This is a genomic window from Bartonella sp. AP72JLCBS, from assembly GCF_042195705.1.
Lineage (GTDB): Bacteria > Pseudomonadota > Alphaproteobacteria > Rhizobiales > Rhizobiaceae > Bartonella.
The window spans coordinates 1-15,641 of the sequence record NZ_JBHIOU010000009.1; the positions used below are offsets into that span (position 1 = coordinate 1).

The following is a 15,641-nucleotide window of genomic DNA, read 5'->3' on the forward strand; positions in this document are numbered from 1 at the left end:
TGTCTTTTAAGTAATGGAGATTGCTTATTGCTTCACGCTTTTGTTTATCGCGTTCTTTAATGGGGTCACGCCCCTCACGTAAAACAGCCCGCCACCTAGTTGCCAATTCACGGGCTTGTTTTAAAGAAACATCTCGCAAGGCACCCAAGCCCATTTCGCGGCGCCGACCATGAATGGTATAACGATAAAGCCATTGAGCACCACCATCTTTACGTTTGTGAAGAAGCAAGCCGGCACCATCATTATATTTACCAGCTCCCAATGTTGCGACAGCCCTTGCATTAAGATGATTCATAAGAACCATTTTTACTCCTTTCTTGTACAATTTTTACCCACACATCAACCCCGCTTGTGATGTGCAAGCAAGTGGTTTTGATTAATACAACATAAACAGGTTTGGAATGATAAAATCCTACAGTATTAGTTTTTTCATTCAATATGAAAAAAACTAAGTTATCATTATAAATCAAAGTGATGTGGCGTGATGAAGATGCTTATGCAAAGAATTTAAAAGTTTTTTTGTGAGTGTTTGAATAAGTTCTTTGTTTTTCTAAATTTTAGATAAAAAATACTATTGCTAAAGTACTAAAAGTAGATCATGCTGGTAAATAGATGGAACTTTGATGGCGCTTGGTTTTAAAAAAGGCAATAATTGAATTTGATTTCACTGTTTGCGCTGGTATTGATTTTGCAATAACAGATAATAGTTTATTGTATGCAGAATACTGTTATTTAGATTTTGGTAAAAGAAATTTATAAAGAATATTATCATTAACAGTTATGCGAAACTTTAATGAAAATGAATCAAACTTTAAGACACATAATTTTAGTCTGATTTAGTTTACAAATTCTCATTGAATGCAAAATTAAAAGTTTAAGAAGCCTTATTTTCAAAAATTCTTTATTTTTTTGTGAGTGTGTCATTTTTGCTACAGATATTTCAGAAAAGATGCTCTATATGAATTTCATTTTGGATATTTGGAGAGATTTTATGAATACAAAACGTTTAATAACAGCGTCTATTTTTTCTTTAATTTCAGCGTCTACAGCACTAGCTGCTGATGTTATGATTCCTCATCAGCCAGCATCATCGACTGCTTCTACCATTGTTGCACCTACTTTTTCATGGACAGGTCTTTATTTAGGTGTCCAAGCTGGTGGTTTTTCGAGCAAAGCTGATATGGCTCTTGTTGGTCAAGAAAAGAGTTTACCACTGGATAAAGAGTTCTCTCCTAAACTTTCAGGTTTTGCAGGTGGTTTTTATGCAGGTTCTAATATTGATCTCGGTGACAACTTTATTTTTGGTATCGATACGGATTTAATGGTATCTGGAAAAAAACACACAAAGACCATTACCATAGGTGCGGCTGATAACACTACAGTAGAAAATGCAGTCGTAAGATCCCGCAGATCAGTACAAACACAAACGCTTCCAGTCCCTCGAGCAGTAACATCAGAAGGAACACAAGGATCCGCTTCAGAAAAATCTGTTGGAACGCAATCCAGTCAAGCACCAGCTCAACCAGTAACTACAGTTCAATCGTCACGAGCAGGAGAAGCACAATCAAATCAATCAGCAACAACTGGAAAGTCTAGCGATGTTAGTGCAACAGCAGGAAAAACAGTGACGTCGGAAAGAACATCAGGAGTTCCAACACCATCATCAAAAACGCCATCTGAATCGTCGCTAACACAACCAGTCTCCCCTAAAACAGTGCAAGCGGTATCGTCCTCATTGGGAAGATCAGATACAGGAGGGGCATCGTTAGGTGAAGTAGGTAGATCACAGCCAGCTGCACTTAAACCGACATCCCTTACAACAGGAGTAGGAACATCAGCATCGCGATCAGCTGTAGTAGATCAGTCATCAGGCGTAAGGGCAAATGGAGCTAATGCGCCTGTAAATACTGTATTAGTAGTGCCTGCACAAGTACAACCTGCACCAGTAAAACCTACTGCAACCGCACCAGCAGTACAGCCAGCAGCAAAAGCACCTACATCGGTACAACCATCGGCAGTAGAAAGAACAGTACCGAGTTCATCACTTGTACTCGCGAGATCAGGATCATCCAATGGTTCAGAGACAAAAGTTTCTAATGGAATAAGCGGAGCCCAACAGGGAGGTCATCATAGTTCTTCCCATAGTAGTGGAAATGCTAATGCACATGGTGCACCTCATGCAGGTGGGCATAGCTCTGGTGCTCATCCGAATGGTACTAATCCACATGCTTCTCGTTCTCATGGTGGACAGAATATGTCTGGACACGGTGCACAAAGTACACAAGCGGTGGATAAGAACGCTTCCAGTGTATATGGTATAGAACAAATAAAAAAGATGGCTTCTGAACTTGGTCTTGATCAAGAGGATGCAGTTGAAACTTTAAGTCATACTTTCAAACAAAATTGGGGTGGTGCTACACGGGTACGTATTGGTTTTGCTGCTGATCGCTTTATGCCTTATCTTGCTGGTGGTATTGCTTATGGGCAATTCCAAGACACTGTATCAATATCTGTTAAGGATGAGGATGGAAGAGTCGTTTCTTCTAAGAACTTAGCTGATGAAACAAAAACCATGATTGGTTACACACTTGGTGGTGGCGTTGATTTCTCGCTTCTAGATAATGTGATTGTACGTGCTGAATATCGTTACTCTGATTTTGGTAAAAAGAAATTTGCAAAGGAAAAACTTGAAGTTAACTACAAAACCAATGATTTCCGTGTTGGTGTAGCTTATAAATTCTAATTTTTTAAAGAGTAAATTTCTAAAAGGCTCCACTGTCAGTGGAGCCTTTATTTTTTTTTAAGATCACTTTTTGGTTTCTTTTCTTGTGAATTTCATGATAAAGCCCATAGATTGTGATGATATATTTTCTTGATCGCTGCTTAATACGAATGATAAGCTCGGATTTCCCTATAGATAAAAACCAGAGTTGCAGGGTTCAGGGAAGTTATGCAAAAATGAAATCGTAAAAGTGGACAGGGATATTTCACAATGACTGTGAAAAATGAAACAATAGATTATTCAAAAACTCTTTATCTCCCACAGACAAATTTTCCTATGCGTGCAGGGCTTCCGCAAAAAGAGCTTGAATTGATGGCGCGTTGGGAAGATATGGGGCTTTATGCGCAATTGCGCCAACAAGCAAAAGATCGTCCATTTTATATTCTTCATGATGGTCCGCCTTATGCAAATGGTCATATTCATATTGGGCATGCTTTAAACAAAGTTCTAAAGGATGTGGTTGTTCGTTCATTCCAAATGCGCGGTTTTAATGCAAATTATGTACCTGGTTGGGATTGCCATGGGCTTCCAATTGAATGGAAAATTGAAGAAAAATATCGAGCACAAGGAAAAAATAAGGATGAGGTACCTCTTAACGAGTTTCGTCAAGAATGCCGTGAATTTGCACAGCATTGGGTAACTATTCAAAGTGAAGAATTTAAACGCCTTGGTGTTGTGGGAGATTTTAACACGCCTTATACTACAATGGCTTTTCATGCAGAAGCACGCATTGCCAGTGAATTGATAAAATTTGCTATGTCAGATCAGATTTATCGTGGTTCCAAGCCAGTGATGTGGTCTGTTGTGGAACGTACGGCTTTGGCAGAGGCTGAGATTGAATATCATGATCATGAATCAGAGGTGCTTTGGGTTAAGTTTCCTGTTTTTGAAGCAAATTCTGATGATTTATATGGTGCTCATGTCGTCATTTGGACAACAACACCGTGGACGATTCCAAGCAATCGTGCAGTGAGTTATTCTTCGCAAATTTCTTATAGTATTTACGAAGTTGAAAGTGCTGAAAATGATTTTGGTCCTCAAGTGGGAGAAAAGCTTCTCTTTGCAGACGCTTTAGCGATGAGTTGTGGAGAAAAAGCCAAACTTGTTTTGAAGCATTTGCGTGTTATTTCTTCTGAAGAGTTGAAAGCTCTTGTTCTTTCTCATCCACTCAAAGGTTTAGCTGGAGGGTATAATTATAAAATTCCATTGCTTGATGGTTCGCACGTAACAGAGAGTGCTGGTACAGGTTTTGTCCATACAGCACCAAGCCATGGGCGTGAGGACTTTGAAATTTGGAATGATTATAAGTCCTTACTGGAGCAAGCGGGGATTGATTCATCTATACCGTTTCCTGTTGATGATGCAGGGTTCTATACGAAAGATGTTCCAGGTTTAGGACCAGATCGTGAAGGAGGACCTGCACGTGTTATTGATGATAATGGAAAAATGGGTGATGCCAATAAAGAGGTCATTAATGCTTTAATTAAAGCAGATCGATTGTTTGCACGGGGGCGTTTAAAGCATTCCTATCCCCATAGTTGGCGTTCAAAAAAACCCGTTATTTTTCGCAATACACCGCAATGGTTTATTTCAATGGATAAAGATTTTGGGGATGGTTCAACTTTACGTAGTCGGGCTTTGGAAGCTGTTTCAAAAACGCGTTTTGTGCCATCTTCTGGACAAAACCGCCTAGCTTCTATGATAGAAGATCGTCCTGATTGGGTTCTTTCTCGTCAGCGTTCTTGGGGTGTTCCTATTTGTATTTTTGCAAATGAGGATGGTGTTATTCTAAAAGATGAAGGTGTGAACGAGCGTATTTTACGGGCTTTTGAAGCAGAAGGGGCAGATGCATGGTTTGCTGAAGGAGCACGTGAACGTTTTTTAGGTGAGCGTGCACATGAGCCTTGGGTACAGGTTTATGATATTTTGGATGTTTGGTTTGATTCTGGAGCAAGCCATAGCTTTGTGTTAGAAGATCGGGCTGATTTGAAATGGCCTGCTGATGTTTATTTTGAAGGTTCAGATCAACATCGCGGATGGTTCCAATCTTCTCTTTTGGAAAGCTGTGGTACGCGTGCTTGTTCTCCCTATAAGTCCGTGATCACACACGGTTTTACTTTGGATGAGAATGGTAAGAAAATGTCTAAATCTTTAGGCAATACGGTTGTTCCGCAAGAAATCATTAAAACATCTGGAGCTGATATTTTTCGTCTCTGGGTTATGACAGCCGATTATTGGGAAGATCAGCGTTTAGGCAAAAAAATACTTCAAACAAATGTGGATTCATATCGTAAACTACGCAATGCAATTCGTTGGATGCTAGGAACTTTAGCACATGATGATGGAGAAGAAGTATCTTATGGTGCACTGCCGGATCTTGAAAAATTTATATTGCATAGGCTTTTTGAACTTGATCAGTTGATTAATCGCGCTTACGATGAATTTGATTTTAAAAAGATTATGCGTGCATTATTGGATTTTTCAATCATTGAGTTATCGGCATTTTATTTTGATATCCGCAAGGATTCTCTTTATTGTGATGCGCCTTCATCAAAAAAACGCAAGGCCTCCTTGCAGGTTGTCCGTGAGATTTTTGAGCGTATGGTCACATGGCTTGCTCCAATGTTGCCTTTTACTATGGAGGAAGCTTGGTTAGAGCGTTATCCAGAAAGCCAATCGGTGCATTTGGAACAATTTCGCTCTGTACCAGAAGAATGGCAAAACCAATCTTTGGCTGAGCGTTGGAAAAAAATTCGGCAGGTCCGTAAAGTTGTGACAGGTGCTTTAGAGCTTGAACGTGCTAATAAGCGTATTGGATCCTCTTTGGAAGCTGCGCCTATTGTTTTTATTTCCAATCTGGTTTTACGAGAGGCATTAGAAAATGTGGATATGGCGGAGATCTGTATTACCAGTGCACTCACAATTACGCAGGACACGATACCTTCTGATGCTTTTACTTTGAATGATGTTGAAGGTGTTGGTGTATATCCAGAGAAGGCATTAGGAAAAAAATGTGCTCGATCATGGCGTTATACACAAGATGTTGGAAGTGATCCAGCTTATCCGGATGTATCTGCTCGTGATGCAGCTGCTTTGCGGGAATTGCAGATTCTTGGCAAGATTTAAAGTTTTAGATCAAAGGAAAGAAATGCAAGTAAATTTCTCATATTGATGAATATAGTTTTTTGTGGTACGAAAAAAATTCCGTTGTTTTATCTGCAGGGGGGGAAATTTGTGTATGGACCGTTCTCTCATAAATAACGGGAATATTAATCAGCCATACACCTAGGAAATGGAATAGGCAGTGAGAAAACGTGAAATAAAAATATTTCCAATAGGAATTTTAGGGATGTGCTTTGTTTTAACGGGATGCAATTTATCCGCTCCTACCTATGGTACCAATAAACCAGTTTCAATACAGTTTTTTGAAGATGTTGCTAATATCACTTCATTAACACCAACAAATAACAGCAGCCAGATTGTTATGAAACCTCATCCAAAACTTGTAATACCAAGCCCTAGTTCACGCAGATTTTTGCCGGTACCACAACAAGATAGATCTGTCAATGAAATGGCAGCATCGAAGAAGCATCAAGGAAATACTCCTTTTCCTCACAAAGGATCGTCAGTTAATGGCGTTGGTTCAGAAAATCCTTCACAGTTGAATGCGAAGCAACGACAGGAATATTTACGTCGTCAGAGAGCACAAGTTGGAAGTTCAAAATACCGTCGCTATCTCACTGAACCACCTTTAAGTTATCGCCAACCGGCAAAAACCGCACCTATTGATCGATAGGGAAAAGACAAAACATTTAAAGTAAAGTATTTTTCCAATTACTTATGATACCAAGCTCTCATTCGCGCGCAGTTATAATGCTGCTGTAGGAGGGGGGTATTCTCATGAAATAGCAATATGACAACAGCATCGAGAGATTCCTTATGCGTTTCCTTAACACGAAACATTTCTCAAGCTCATTTTACAACATTGCTCATGTGGCTAGTATAACGTAAAATCTATTGTGCTCCAATACTTTATGCTTAGGAAGGAGAAAGTGGATACCATCATTTTATTTTACAGACTCCAATGTTGCGATAATTCTTGCATTTGAGAGCTTTCATAAGAGACATTTTTAGTCTTTTCTAAAACGTTCTTTATCCAGACGATAATTCCGCTTATGATGTGCAAGAAAGTGATTTTTACTGTTTCAATGTAATTTGAAATGAGAGCATATCTACGATATTTTGGACTTTATATTTTATATACAAAATAATGAATTATTCTTTTGAATGAATGTATCATCTAATAGAAACAATATGCAGAATTAAAAGAGAGAAAAAATGCTTCGAAATAGCTTTTGCTATATATATATATCAGAAGAATTAACAGTCTTTTTTGAGAAGTAGGATAGTTTTTAAAGAGTGAAAGTTATGGAAGAAGAATTATTTTTAGTATCGCTTTTGTATAAAAAAGTCTTTAAGTAATTGAGCTGCTTCTTTTTCCTTGAAACCAGAATAAATTTCAGGTTTGTGATGGCAGGTTGGTTGCTGATAAAAACGTGGGCCATTTTCTATAGCACCTCCTTTGGGATCATTTGTTGCATAATAGAGACGTCGTATGCGTGCAAATGAAATGGCAGCGGCACACATAGCACAAGGTTCAAGTGTTACATAAAGATCGCAATCAGGAAGCCTTTCGTTTTGCAATGTTTCGCAAGCCATACGGATTGCGCGTATTTCTGCGTGTCCTGTAGGGTCATATGCAGATTTTATAAAGTTACCAGCGCGTGCAATGATAGCTTTTCCACGTGTAATGACAGCACCTACGGGAACTTCATCTTTTTTTGCAGCCTCTTGCGCTTCTAAAAGGGCTATTTCCATGGGCGTCAAAGTCATAATATTCTTTCTACTGAAGGTATAGAAAATCTAAAGGTTATCTCGATAAGGAATGCTATGGAATGAATAATTTATTACGCTTTTATAATGAAAAGAATACCTCTATTTTTTTAAGAGTTTAAAACAAACTTGCAAGTCGACAGATACATTATTGTCGTTAAAGGATAGAAAATGATAAATGATTATGCTACTTCCTTTTTCAGGATAAGCGGTATGGTGCATGTGAATAATTTTCTGAACATACTTGCAAAGATTGGTTTGAAACGCAAATGAATGAAAATAATGAGAGTGAACGAATTGCTAAAAGGTTAGCGCGTGCTGGTATTGCTTCGCGTCGAGATGCAGAAATGATGATTGTTGCAGGTCGTATTTCTGTGAATGGTAAAGTCGTGACAACGCCTGCTTTTAATGTTAGCCGCTCTGATGTTATTAAAGTTGATGGCAAACCTTTACCTCCTATAGAACGAACGCGTTTATGGCTTTACCATAAGCCAGCAGGTCTTGTCACCACGAACCGTGATCCTGAAGGCAGACCTACAGTTTTTAGTAATTTACCAAAAGGAATGCCGCGTGTTCTTTCTGTTGGAAGGCTTGACATTAACACGGAAGGGCTTTTGCTTTTAACCAATGATGGTGGCTTAGCGCGTGTATTAGAGCTTCCTGTAACGGGGTGGGTCCGCAAATATCGTGTCCGTGCTCATGGAAGAGTCAAGCAGAGCGCGTTGGATAACCTTAAAAATGGTATTGCGATTAATGGTATTTTTTATGGTTCGATTGAAGCATCAATTGAACGCGAACAAGGGTCGAATGTATGGCTTTCTGTCGCTTTGCGAGAAGGAAAAAATCGTGAAATAAAGAATGTTTTAGGGGCATTGGGATTATCAGTTAATCGATTAATACGTGTATCTTATGGTCCATTTCATCTCTCTGATTTAGAAGAAGGAGCCGTGCAAGAGTTAAAAGGGCGGATGTTACGAGATCAGTTGGGGGAGCGTTTAATTATGCAAGCCAATGCAGATTTTGATGCTCCTATTCTTAAGCCATTTTCAAATTCTGCAGTTGTTGCAGAAAAGCAAAGCCAGAAAGATCTTTCTGTTGCAAATGATGGTTGGGTTTTCTCAAGTGAAAGGGCGATACGACGCCGACCAAGAGATGGTTCTGTTGAACATAGTCGCGCACGATTAAGTACAAAGTCTCATGAGAATGTAAAGAAGGAGAAAAGTGAAGAAGGAAAAGCAGAGCGTTTTCTACCGCGTTCTCGCCGAGCTAATGTTTGGATGGCTCCTGGTGCACGTCCGCAAAGTGCACGTAGAAAGCCTTCTTATAGTGAGGAGAAATCGCATGGTCATAAGAGCGATTTGGATGGTAGAAAATCATTTCATCGAGGCAAGGAAAAACTAAAAGAAAATCCGTCATACAAAGAGAAGAGGGAAAGTTTTGTTCAAAAACATGGCAAAATATCTTATGACGAGACGCATCCCTTTGGTAAGAAAGATCGCTTTTTAAAGGATAAAGAGAAAATGATAAAAGGTGATCATGATGAACATTCTTTTGAGAGAAAGAAAAAGGTAAAATCGTTTGGTGGTGCTATGAAAAAATCTAAACCACATAGGGACGCTGCAAAAACTTCGAAGCGATTTGGAGGTCCACGTGCGGATCATAGGCGGTAAATTTGCTGGGCGTGTTTTGTTTTCGCCTGTTAATCAGTCGATTCGCCCAACGAGTGATCGTACACGTGAAAGCCTTTTTAATATTCTTTCTAGCCGTGAAGAAGAATTTTGGACCAATAAACGCATTCTTGATCTTTTTGCTGGTACTGGTGCTTTAGGCATCGAAGCACTTTCGCGTGGAGCAAAGGCGGCTGTTTTTGTTGAAAACTCGGTTGAGGGGCGTGGGTTGCTTCAAAAAAATATAGAAGCCTTTGAATTACAGTCGATAGGACGGATTTTGCGTCGTGATGCGACCAAACTTGGCAATATTGGCACAATGCTGCCATTTGATGTTATCTGCGCTGATCCTCCCTATAGCCGTTGTTTAGGTGAACGTGCTTTTGTAGAAGCTTTGCGAGGAGGGTGGGCAAAAGCTGATACACTCTTCATACTTGAAGAAAAGAAAGATACAATGATTTATTTACCTAACGTCTTTTATCTAGACGATGAGCGTTTTTATGGTGAGACAGCAATACGTCTCTATAAATTACGATCGCTTACATCTTGAGAAAGTTCTTGTTTTTATCCGATAGGATGAAAAAATGCTTTTACACAGTTTTCTTCATTTTATATGGTTTTTAAAAGGTCAAGTAGAAAATCAATAAAAGATTCTAATGTTAAAGGAATTGATGAATTTTTATTAGCTTTACTACAGAAGGATGTTTTTTCTCCAATAGGATATATATTCCTCGATAATAGTTATGATCTTTTTTGTTTAATTTTTTTCTGCTATACCTTAATCATCACATTTCATCAGCAGTTGAAAGCTTTAAGCTGTGCAGTTTGCATTTATATCTTATATGATGCGTAACTTCTATTTTTGTTATTGTATAAATTTAAAAAAGATATTTTGTTTAGTATTGAAAATATTGTTCATTTATCCTGAGTATTTGTCTGTTTAGTTTAGTAGTATCCCTTGTTGATTTAATCATTACATATTAAGTAAATCTGAGAGTATTAAGTATCTTATCGTTGTGCAGCTTTAAGGGTACTTTTTTATAATACTCTTTATCACTAAAGATAAGTGATTTGTAAAAAAGAGGGAGATTATCATGTTTAAATGGATATATAGTGAAGAGATTAGCACAGAAGCAAGAGCTGAGCAAATTTGGGCTATATGGGAGGACGTAGCAAAATGGCCTTCTTGGGATCACGAACTTGAGTGGGTAGAACTTTCTGGTCCTTTCAAAGAAGGCGCTATAGGACGCATGAAACCTAAAAAGGGACCTACAGTAACTTTTACACTTGATAAAGTTATAAAAAATGTTTGTTTTTCTGATTATGCTAAACTTCCTTTTACACGTATGAGTTTTAATCATGAATATATTTGTTCAACAAAATCGGGTTCTTCAAATAACAAAATTCGTCATACTGTAACCATGTCTGGTTTATTTTCTCCTTTCTTTGGAATGATTATTGGGTCAAAAATTAAGTTACATCTTCGCGATGCAATGATTGAAATGAGCAGACGTGCTCTTACTGAAAACAAAAGCATTTTGTAAGAGGATGCATTTATAAAGAAGTTAATACCTTAAAAAAGGTACAGAACTCTTAGCCTTGTTAGAATGAAATCAGTTATGAGTATATAGCAAATTGATGAGCGAGCTATGATTTGGTTTTAGTTAGCTGTTGAAATCGAGTTAAATCATCTGAGAAAATTAATTTTGCACCAAAGATCTTATGAAATTCATTGAATTTTTTTATATATAAAAGCTTATAAGATGCTCTCTTCATTGAAAATGAGAAAGGTTCAGAAGTTCATTACTTCTCTTATGATGTAGGTCCATATCGTCATAATATTTGCCTGTTTCTAATGTTGCAATATTTTTTGCATTTAAAATCTTCATAAGAGGCATTTTGATTTCTTCTTAAATAGTTTTCATTCATACGCCCCTTACTTATGATTTGCTCGCAAATAGTTGTGATTGACTCAACATGAATAGGTTCGAAACAGAGAGAATTTTATGATATTAGGCTTTTTTATACAAATTACAAAACAATAAATTATAAGTATAAATCAAACTGTTAATTTTATTGAAAGATTACAAGATAATTTCTTGATTACTTTTAAATATAAAAATGAGTTCTTTATGATATTACGTCCATTAGGGTAAAGAAGTTTATGACTGCTCATTTTGTTGAAACCATAATGGAAGGAAATATTTTTTACTCTGTTTAAGTTTTGTTTCATTTACAAGAGTGCCGTCTCATTATGAGAGAGTTTATAGAAGCAAAGAAGTGTATACAAATATAAGGTATTTTCTTGATTCTTGCTTGGAAATTAAAGAATGCTATAGGAAAGATATGAGATAAGTTTTTTACTACCCAGAGGAAGGAAGACCTGTGATTTAGATCATTTTATGCTTTTCGAATTTTTGAGGATTTTGGCTTAAATTCAAGTGTTATAGCTAAGACTTTTGTTAATTGCCAATTGTTCTGTTGATTTGATTGTCAGTGGAGATTTGGCTCCTAAAATGATAAGGGCCCATGAGAAATCTTGAAACTAAAGAGATTTTACGGCATATTACGTTTTTTCATAAAGAAGCTAAAAGGGAAATGATTTAATGCATTAAAAGAAAAAGAATGCATGAATGTGCATAATCTTATGAATCAATACACAAGAGTTATATTCTGATTTGTATAAATTTGTCAGAATGCTTATCAATGTAAATAATAAAATATTTTAGGGAGTCTATAATGACTGACAAAAGCCAGATTGAGAAAGCTGTTTCGCTGGTTGAAGCAGCAAAGCGTTCTGGAGCAGATGCTGCTGATGCTGTTATTGTTCATGCTCATTCTACCAGTGTATCAGTTCGTTTTGGGAAAGTCGAATCGACAGAAGCAGCAGAGAGCAATGATTTTACTCTAAGGGTTTTTGTTGGAAAAAAAGTAGCAAGTGTTTCTGCTAATTTAGGATCTTATCCGCAAGAACTTGCGGAACGTGCTGTTGCGATGGCTAAAGCTTCTCCCGATAGTTTATTTGAAGGTTTGGCAGATAAAGAGTGTTTGGTTAAGTATCCTAAAGATCTTGATCTTTTTGATGATTTTGTACCCAGCAGTCATTTTTTAACAGAAGATGCTTTAAAAACGGAGGCAGCAGCTCTTGATGTTAAAGGTGTAAGCAATTCTGGTGGCGCTGCAACAGCTTATGGCCGTAGTGGGTTTATTCTTGTGACCAGCGATGGTTTTTGTGGAGCCTATCGCTCAAGTTGTTTTTCACGTTCTTGTAGTGCTCTTGCAGGTGAAGGAACACAGATGGAGCGGGATTATGATTATACAACAGCCTTACATTTTTCTGATTTAGAGGCAGCAGAAACTGTGGGAAAGAATGCAGGGCTTGGTGCTGTTCGACGTTTGGGTGCAGTTCGTGCGGCGACTGGGAGCGTTGATGTTATTTTTAATCCGCGTACGGCTCGTGGAATTGCAGGGCATATCGCATCTATGGTCAATGGAGCCTCTGTGGCTCGAAAAACGAGTCTTTTACAGAATTTCCTAGGCAAGGAAGTGATGAAGCCTAATGTTAATGTAACCGATCAACCTTTGCGATTACGTGGAAATGCTTCTCATCCTTTTGATGGAGAAGGGGTAGAGGGGCAAACACTCAATATTATTGAAAATGGTATTTTAAAAAATTGGCTTCTTTCATCATCTACAGCACGTGAATTGGGACTTAAAACAAATGGACACGGTATGCGTTCGGCATCATTAGTGCAGCCGACCAGTACAAATTTTGCTATTGAACCGGGTTTAGTATCACCTTGCGATATGATAAAAGATTTGCGAAATGGATTTTATGTGACCGAATTATTCGGTCATGGCATTGATTTTATTACTGGTCAGTATAGTCGTGGGGCTTCCGGTTTTTGGATTGAAAATGGTGAAATTGCTTATCCGGTAAGTGAAGTAACGCTAGGTTCTGATTTGCTTCATATGTTAGCACATTTAACACCTGCCAATGATATTGATCGGCGTTATAGTACAGCTGCTCCAACATTGTTAATTGAAGGGATGACACTTGCAGGAAAATAACACGCATCATTCTTCTGATTTAAATCTTTTGCGTGATGTTTGTCGAGAGGCAGGAGATTTAGCAATGCGGTATTTTGGATGCACGTTGGATGTCTGGATTAAAGAAGGTAATTCCCCGGTTAGTGAAGCAGATTTTGCTGTTGATCATTTCTTGAAAGAGAGGCTTCTTGGAGCTCGTCCAAATTATGGATGGATTTCAGAAGAAACAAAAGATAATCGAGAAAAACAAGATTATTATGAGCGCTCTTTTGTTGTTGATCCTATTGATGGAACGCGTGGTTTTCTTTCTGGCAATCCTTATTGGTGTATTTCGGTTGCCATTATTGAGAATGGGCGTCCTATTGTGGGCGTTCTACAATGTCCGGCTCAAGGAGATGTTTATACAGCTGTAACAGGTGGAGGGGCAACATTAAATGGGATAAAACTTCCTCGTTTAGCCTTTGAGGTTCATCGAAAATATAAAATTTCACTTGATAAATCGCTCGCACAAAAATTACCAGATGATTTTCTCAATCAAGTCAGTCTTTACCATTATCTTCCTTCTCTTGCTTATCGTATTGTTCTTGTTGCTCAAGATGAAATTGATATCGTATTAGTTCGTCCAAATTGTCATGAATGGGATATTGCCGCTGCTGATCTTATTTTGCAGGAGTGTGGAGGGTGTTTTTTATCGCTTGATGCCCCTTTACTATCTTATGGAATTGAACCTTACCAGTATGGACTTTTAATTGCTGGTAAAAATAATTGCTGTCAAGATATGATAGATGTTGTTCGTCAAACAAAGTTAGTTTAATCACGTAAAAGCGCGCTAAGATAATCTAAATGATATGGAGGCACATATGACTGAAACCAAAGAAAAAAAACAATATTTACATCTTGTATTTGGTGGGGAATTAAAAAATCTTAACAGTAATCAATTTAAGAATCCTGATGAGTTAGATGTGGTTGGTATTTTCTCAGATTATCAATCCGCTCAAGAAGCATGGCAGGCAAAAGCACAAAGCAGTGTAGATAATGCATTACAACGTTATTACATTGTAGATTTGCATCAGTTTCTTGATGCTGAGTTAGGCGATGCAGAATAAAGCTTGAATATTTGGTCATTATAACCTGTAGATTGCTTCATGCTTTTGTTTAGTCGTCCTTTTCATAGGTACGTTCTTCGGGTAAAATAGAATGCCGTAAAAAAGAATATGCTTGTTGTTTAAAATTCATATGTTTTTTTAAGAAACATCTCCCAAAGCACCCAAGCCCATTTCATAATAGTGTCCGTGCAAGGTATAAAATCCATTATTGCACTACCATCTTTACGCTTAATAAAAATGCAAGACAGTTTCTATCAACCTATTTACAACAGCAATATTATCATGACAGCTATCACTCGAAGTTTATGATTATATTGTGAATAGTCACTCTGCTTTTGAATGGGGTATGAGACACTAATGCGTTAAGATTAATAAAAAGAGTAGCATTATTAATGATAGCAATTACTACTCTGTTGAGATCATTAGCACTCGTTACTTATCTATTGGAATTTTTTCAACGAGTTATTACTATAAGCTTAGAAACCATGAAAGTCGTTAGAAACTTTACCAAAATTAGAAACTTAGAGAAACTGAATAGATTTATGAAGTTAACTTACCTCATAAGGATTTCTTGAGTACTCATTTAAAACTACAATCTATAAGTTAATCATTTTGTGTTGATTATATACAATCTTAAAAGGAATAATATATCATTGCGACCTCCTGAAAAGAGAGGATTTAAAATTTTGAAAACTCTTATTTAAATTGCTTTAAGACTTTTAAGAAATTCTCTATTAAACAAGATTAGATTTTTCTGGATTACCTTTAAGAGATTATATCACAATTTAAAATGAGAACTCTATACTATTCAAAAGTTTTTTAAGGTTAGTTTGACATATTCATTTTATTGAAATGAAATAATAGAGATTGAGCTTTCTTTTAAACACATTTTATTTGTTGTATTTATATTCGGTTGTAATGTCTATATGGGTTATTTTTTGAAAAATTGATAATACCTAACATATGTAAAAATAAGCTTTTTCTCTAAAATACCAACGTGCAAAATTCAAAGTCTCATTAAAATCATAAGAAGTATTTATTCAGTGAGTTGAAAAAATTGATACAATCTATGTCATAGGTTTATCATTTATATTTTAAAAATTATAATCGACTGAAATGTAGTTTTGTTATTTTTGAATAAGA

Annotated in this window: 12 protein-coding genes; 9 read left to right on the plus strand and 3 right to left on the minus strand. The window is 37.1% G+C overall.

Features of this window, described 5'->3' with window-relative positions:
• Window positions 1-304, minus strand: a 304-nt coding sequence (locus ACFILO_RS05900) for an Arm DNA-binding domain-containing protein (RefSeq protein WP_375677970.1), incomplete at its 3' end; no start/stop codon positions are given.
• 687 nt (window positions 305-991) lie between these two features.
• Here ACFILO_RS05900 and ACFILO_RS05905 point away from each other — a divergent pair.
• The 3 genes from ACFILO_RS05905 (at window position 992) to ACFILO_RS05915 (ending at window position 6,578) form a co-directional block, all read left to right on the plus strand.
• Entirely contained in the window at window positions 992-2,743 is a 1,752-nt protein-coding gene (locus tag ACFILO_RS05905; RefSeq protein WP_375677971.1) for an outer membrane beta-barrel protein, read from the plus strand.
• Between the two features lie 249 nt (window positions 2,744-2,992).
• On the plus strand, window positions 2,993-5,908 hold the full coding sequence (gene ileS / locus ACFILO_RS05910) for an isoleucine--tRNA ligase (protein ID WP_375653800.1): 2,916 nt from the start codon (window positions 2,993-2,995) through the stop codon (window positions 5,906-5,908).
• Between the two features lie 178 nt (window positions 5,909-6,086).
• Entirely contained in the window at window positions 6,087-6,578 is a 492-nt protein-coding gene (locus ACFILO_RS05915) for a hypothetical protein (RefSeq protein ID WP_375677972.1), read from the plus strand.
• 650 nt (window positions 6,579-7,228) lie between these two features.
• Here the strand turns inward: ACFILO_RS05915 and ACFILO_RS05920 are convergent.
• A complete protein-coding gene (locus ACFILO_RS05920) occupies window positions 7,229-7,675 on the minus strand; it encodes a nucleoside deaminase (RefSeq protein ID WP_375632591.1) in 447 nt (148 codons plus the stop codon).
• 269 nt (window positions 7,676-7,944) lie between these two features.
• On the opposite strand from ACFILO_RS05920, the gene ACFILO_RS05925 reads away from it, so the two are divergent.
• The 3 genes from ACFILO_RS05925 (at window position 7,945) to ACFILO_RS05935 (ending at window position 10,886) form a co-directional block, all read left to right on the plus strand.
• On the plus strand, window positions 7,945-9,345 hold the full coding sequence (locus tag ACFILO_RS05925) for a pseudouridine synthase (protein WP_375677973.1): 1,401 nt from the start codon (window positions 7,945-7,947) through the stop codon (window positions 9,343-9,345).
• On the plus strand, window positions 9,326-9,892 hold the full coding sequence (gene rsmD, locus ACFILO_RS05930) for a 16S rRNA (guanine(966)-N(2))-methyltransferase RsmD (RefSeq protein ID WP_375677974.1): 567 nt from the start codon (window positions 9,326-9,328) through the stop codon (window positions 9,890-9,892). Before ACFILO_RS05925 ends, rsmD begins: the two co-directional genes overlap by 20 nt.
• Window positions 9,893-10,436: 544 nt before the next feature.
• Window positions 10,437-10,886 (plus strand): hypothetical protein, encoded by a 450-nt coding sequence (locus tag ACFILO_RS05935; protein ID WP_375613517.1) that lies wholly within the window; start codon window positions 10,437-10,439, stop codon window positions 10,884-10,886.
• A 228-nt stretch (window positions 10,887-11,114) separates the two neighbouring features.
• Here ACFILO_RS05935 and ACFILO_RS05940 read toward each other — a convergent pair whose 3' ends face one another.
• Window positions 11,115-11,240 carry a hypothetical protein gene (locus tag ACFILO_RS05940; protein ID WP_375677975.1) on the minus strand — a complete coding sequence of 42 codons (126 nt, stop codon included), beginning with the start codon at window positions 11,238-11,240 and terminating at the stop codon, window positions 11,115-11,117.
• An 841-nt stretch (window positions 11,241-12,081) separates the two neighbouring features.
• On the opposite strand from ACFILO_RS05940, the gene ACFILO_RS05945 reads away from it, so the two are divergent.
• The 3 genes from ACFILO_RS05945 to ACFILO_RS05955 are packed head-to-tail and all read left to right on the plus strand — an operon-like array spanning window position 12,082 to window position 14,498.
• Window positions 12,082-13,413 (plus strand): TldD/PmbA family protein, encoded by a 1,332-nt coding sequence (locus ACFILO_RS05945; RefSeq protein WP_375677976.1) that lies wholly within the window; start codon window positions 12,082-12,084, stop codon window positions 13,411-13,413.
• Entirely contained in the window at window positions 13,400-14,206 is an 807-nt protein-coding gene (locus tag ACFILO_RS05950; RefSeq protein ID WP_375612376.1) for a 3'(2'),5'-bisphosphate nucleotidase CysQ, read from the plus strand. Before ACFILO_RS05945 ends, ACFILO_RS05950 begins: the two co-directional genes overlap by 14 nt.
• 46 nt (window positions 14,207-14,252) lie before the next feature.
• Window positions 14,253-14,498 carry a DUF4170 domain-containing protein gene (locus ACFILO_RS05955; RefSeq protein ID WP_375612377.1) on the plus strand — a complete coding sequence of 82 codons (246 nt, stop codon included), beginning with the start codon at window positions 14,253-14,255 and terminating at the stop codon, window positions 14,496-14,498.
• Window positions 14,499-15,641: the final 1,143 nt, after the last annotated feature.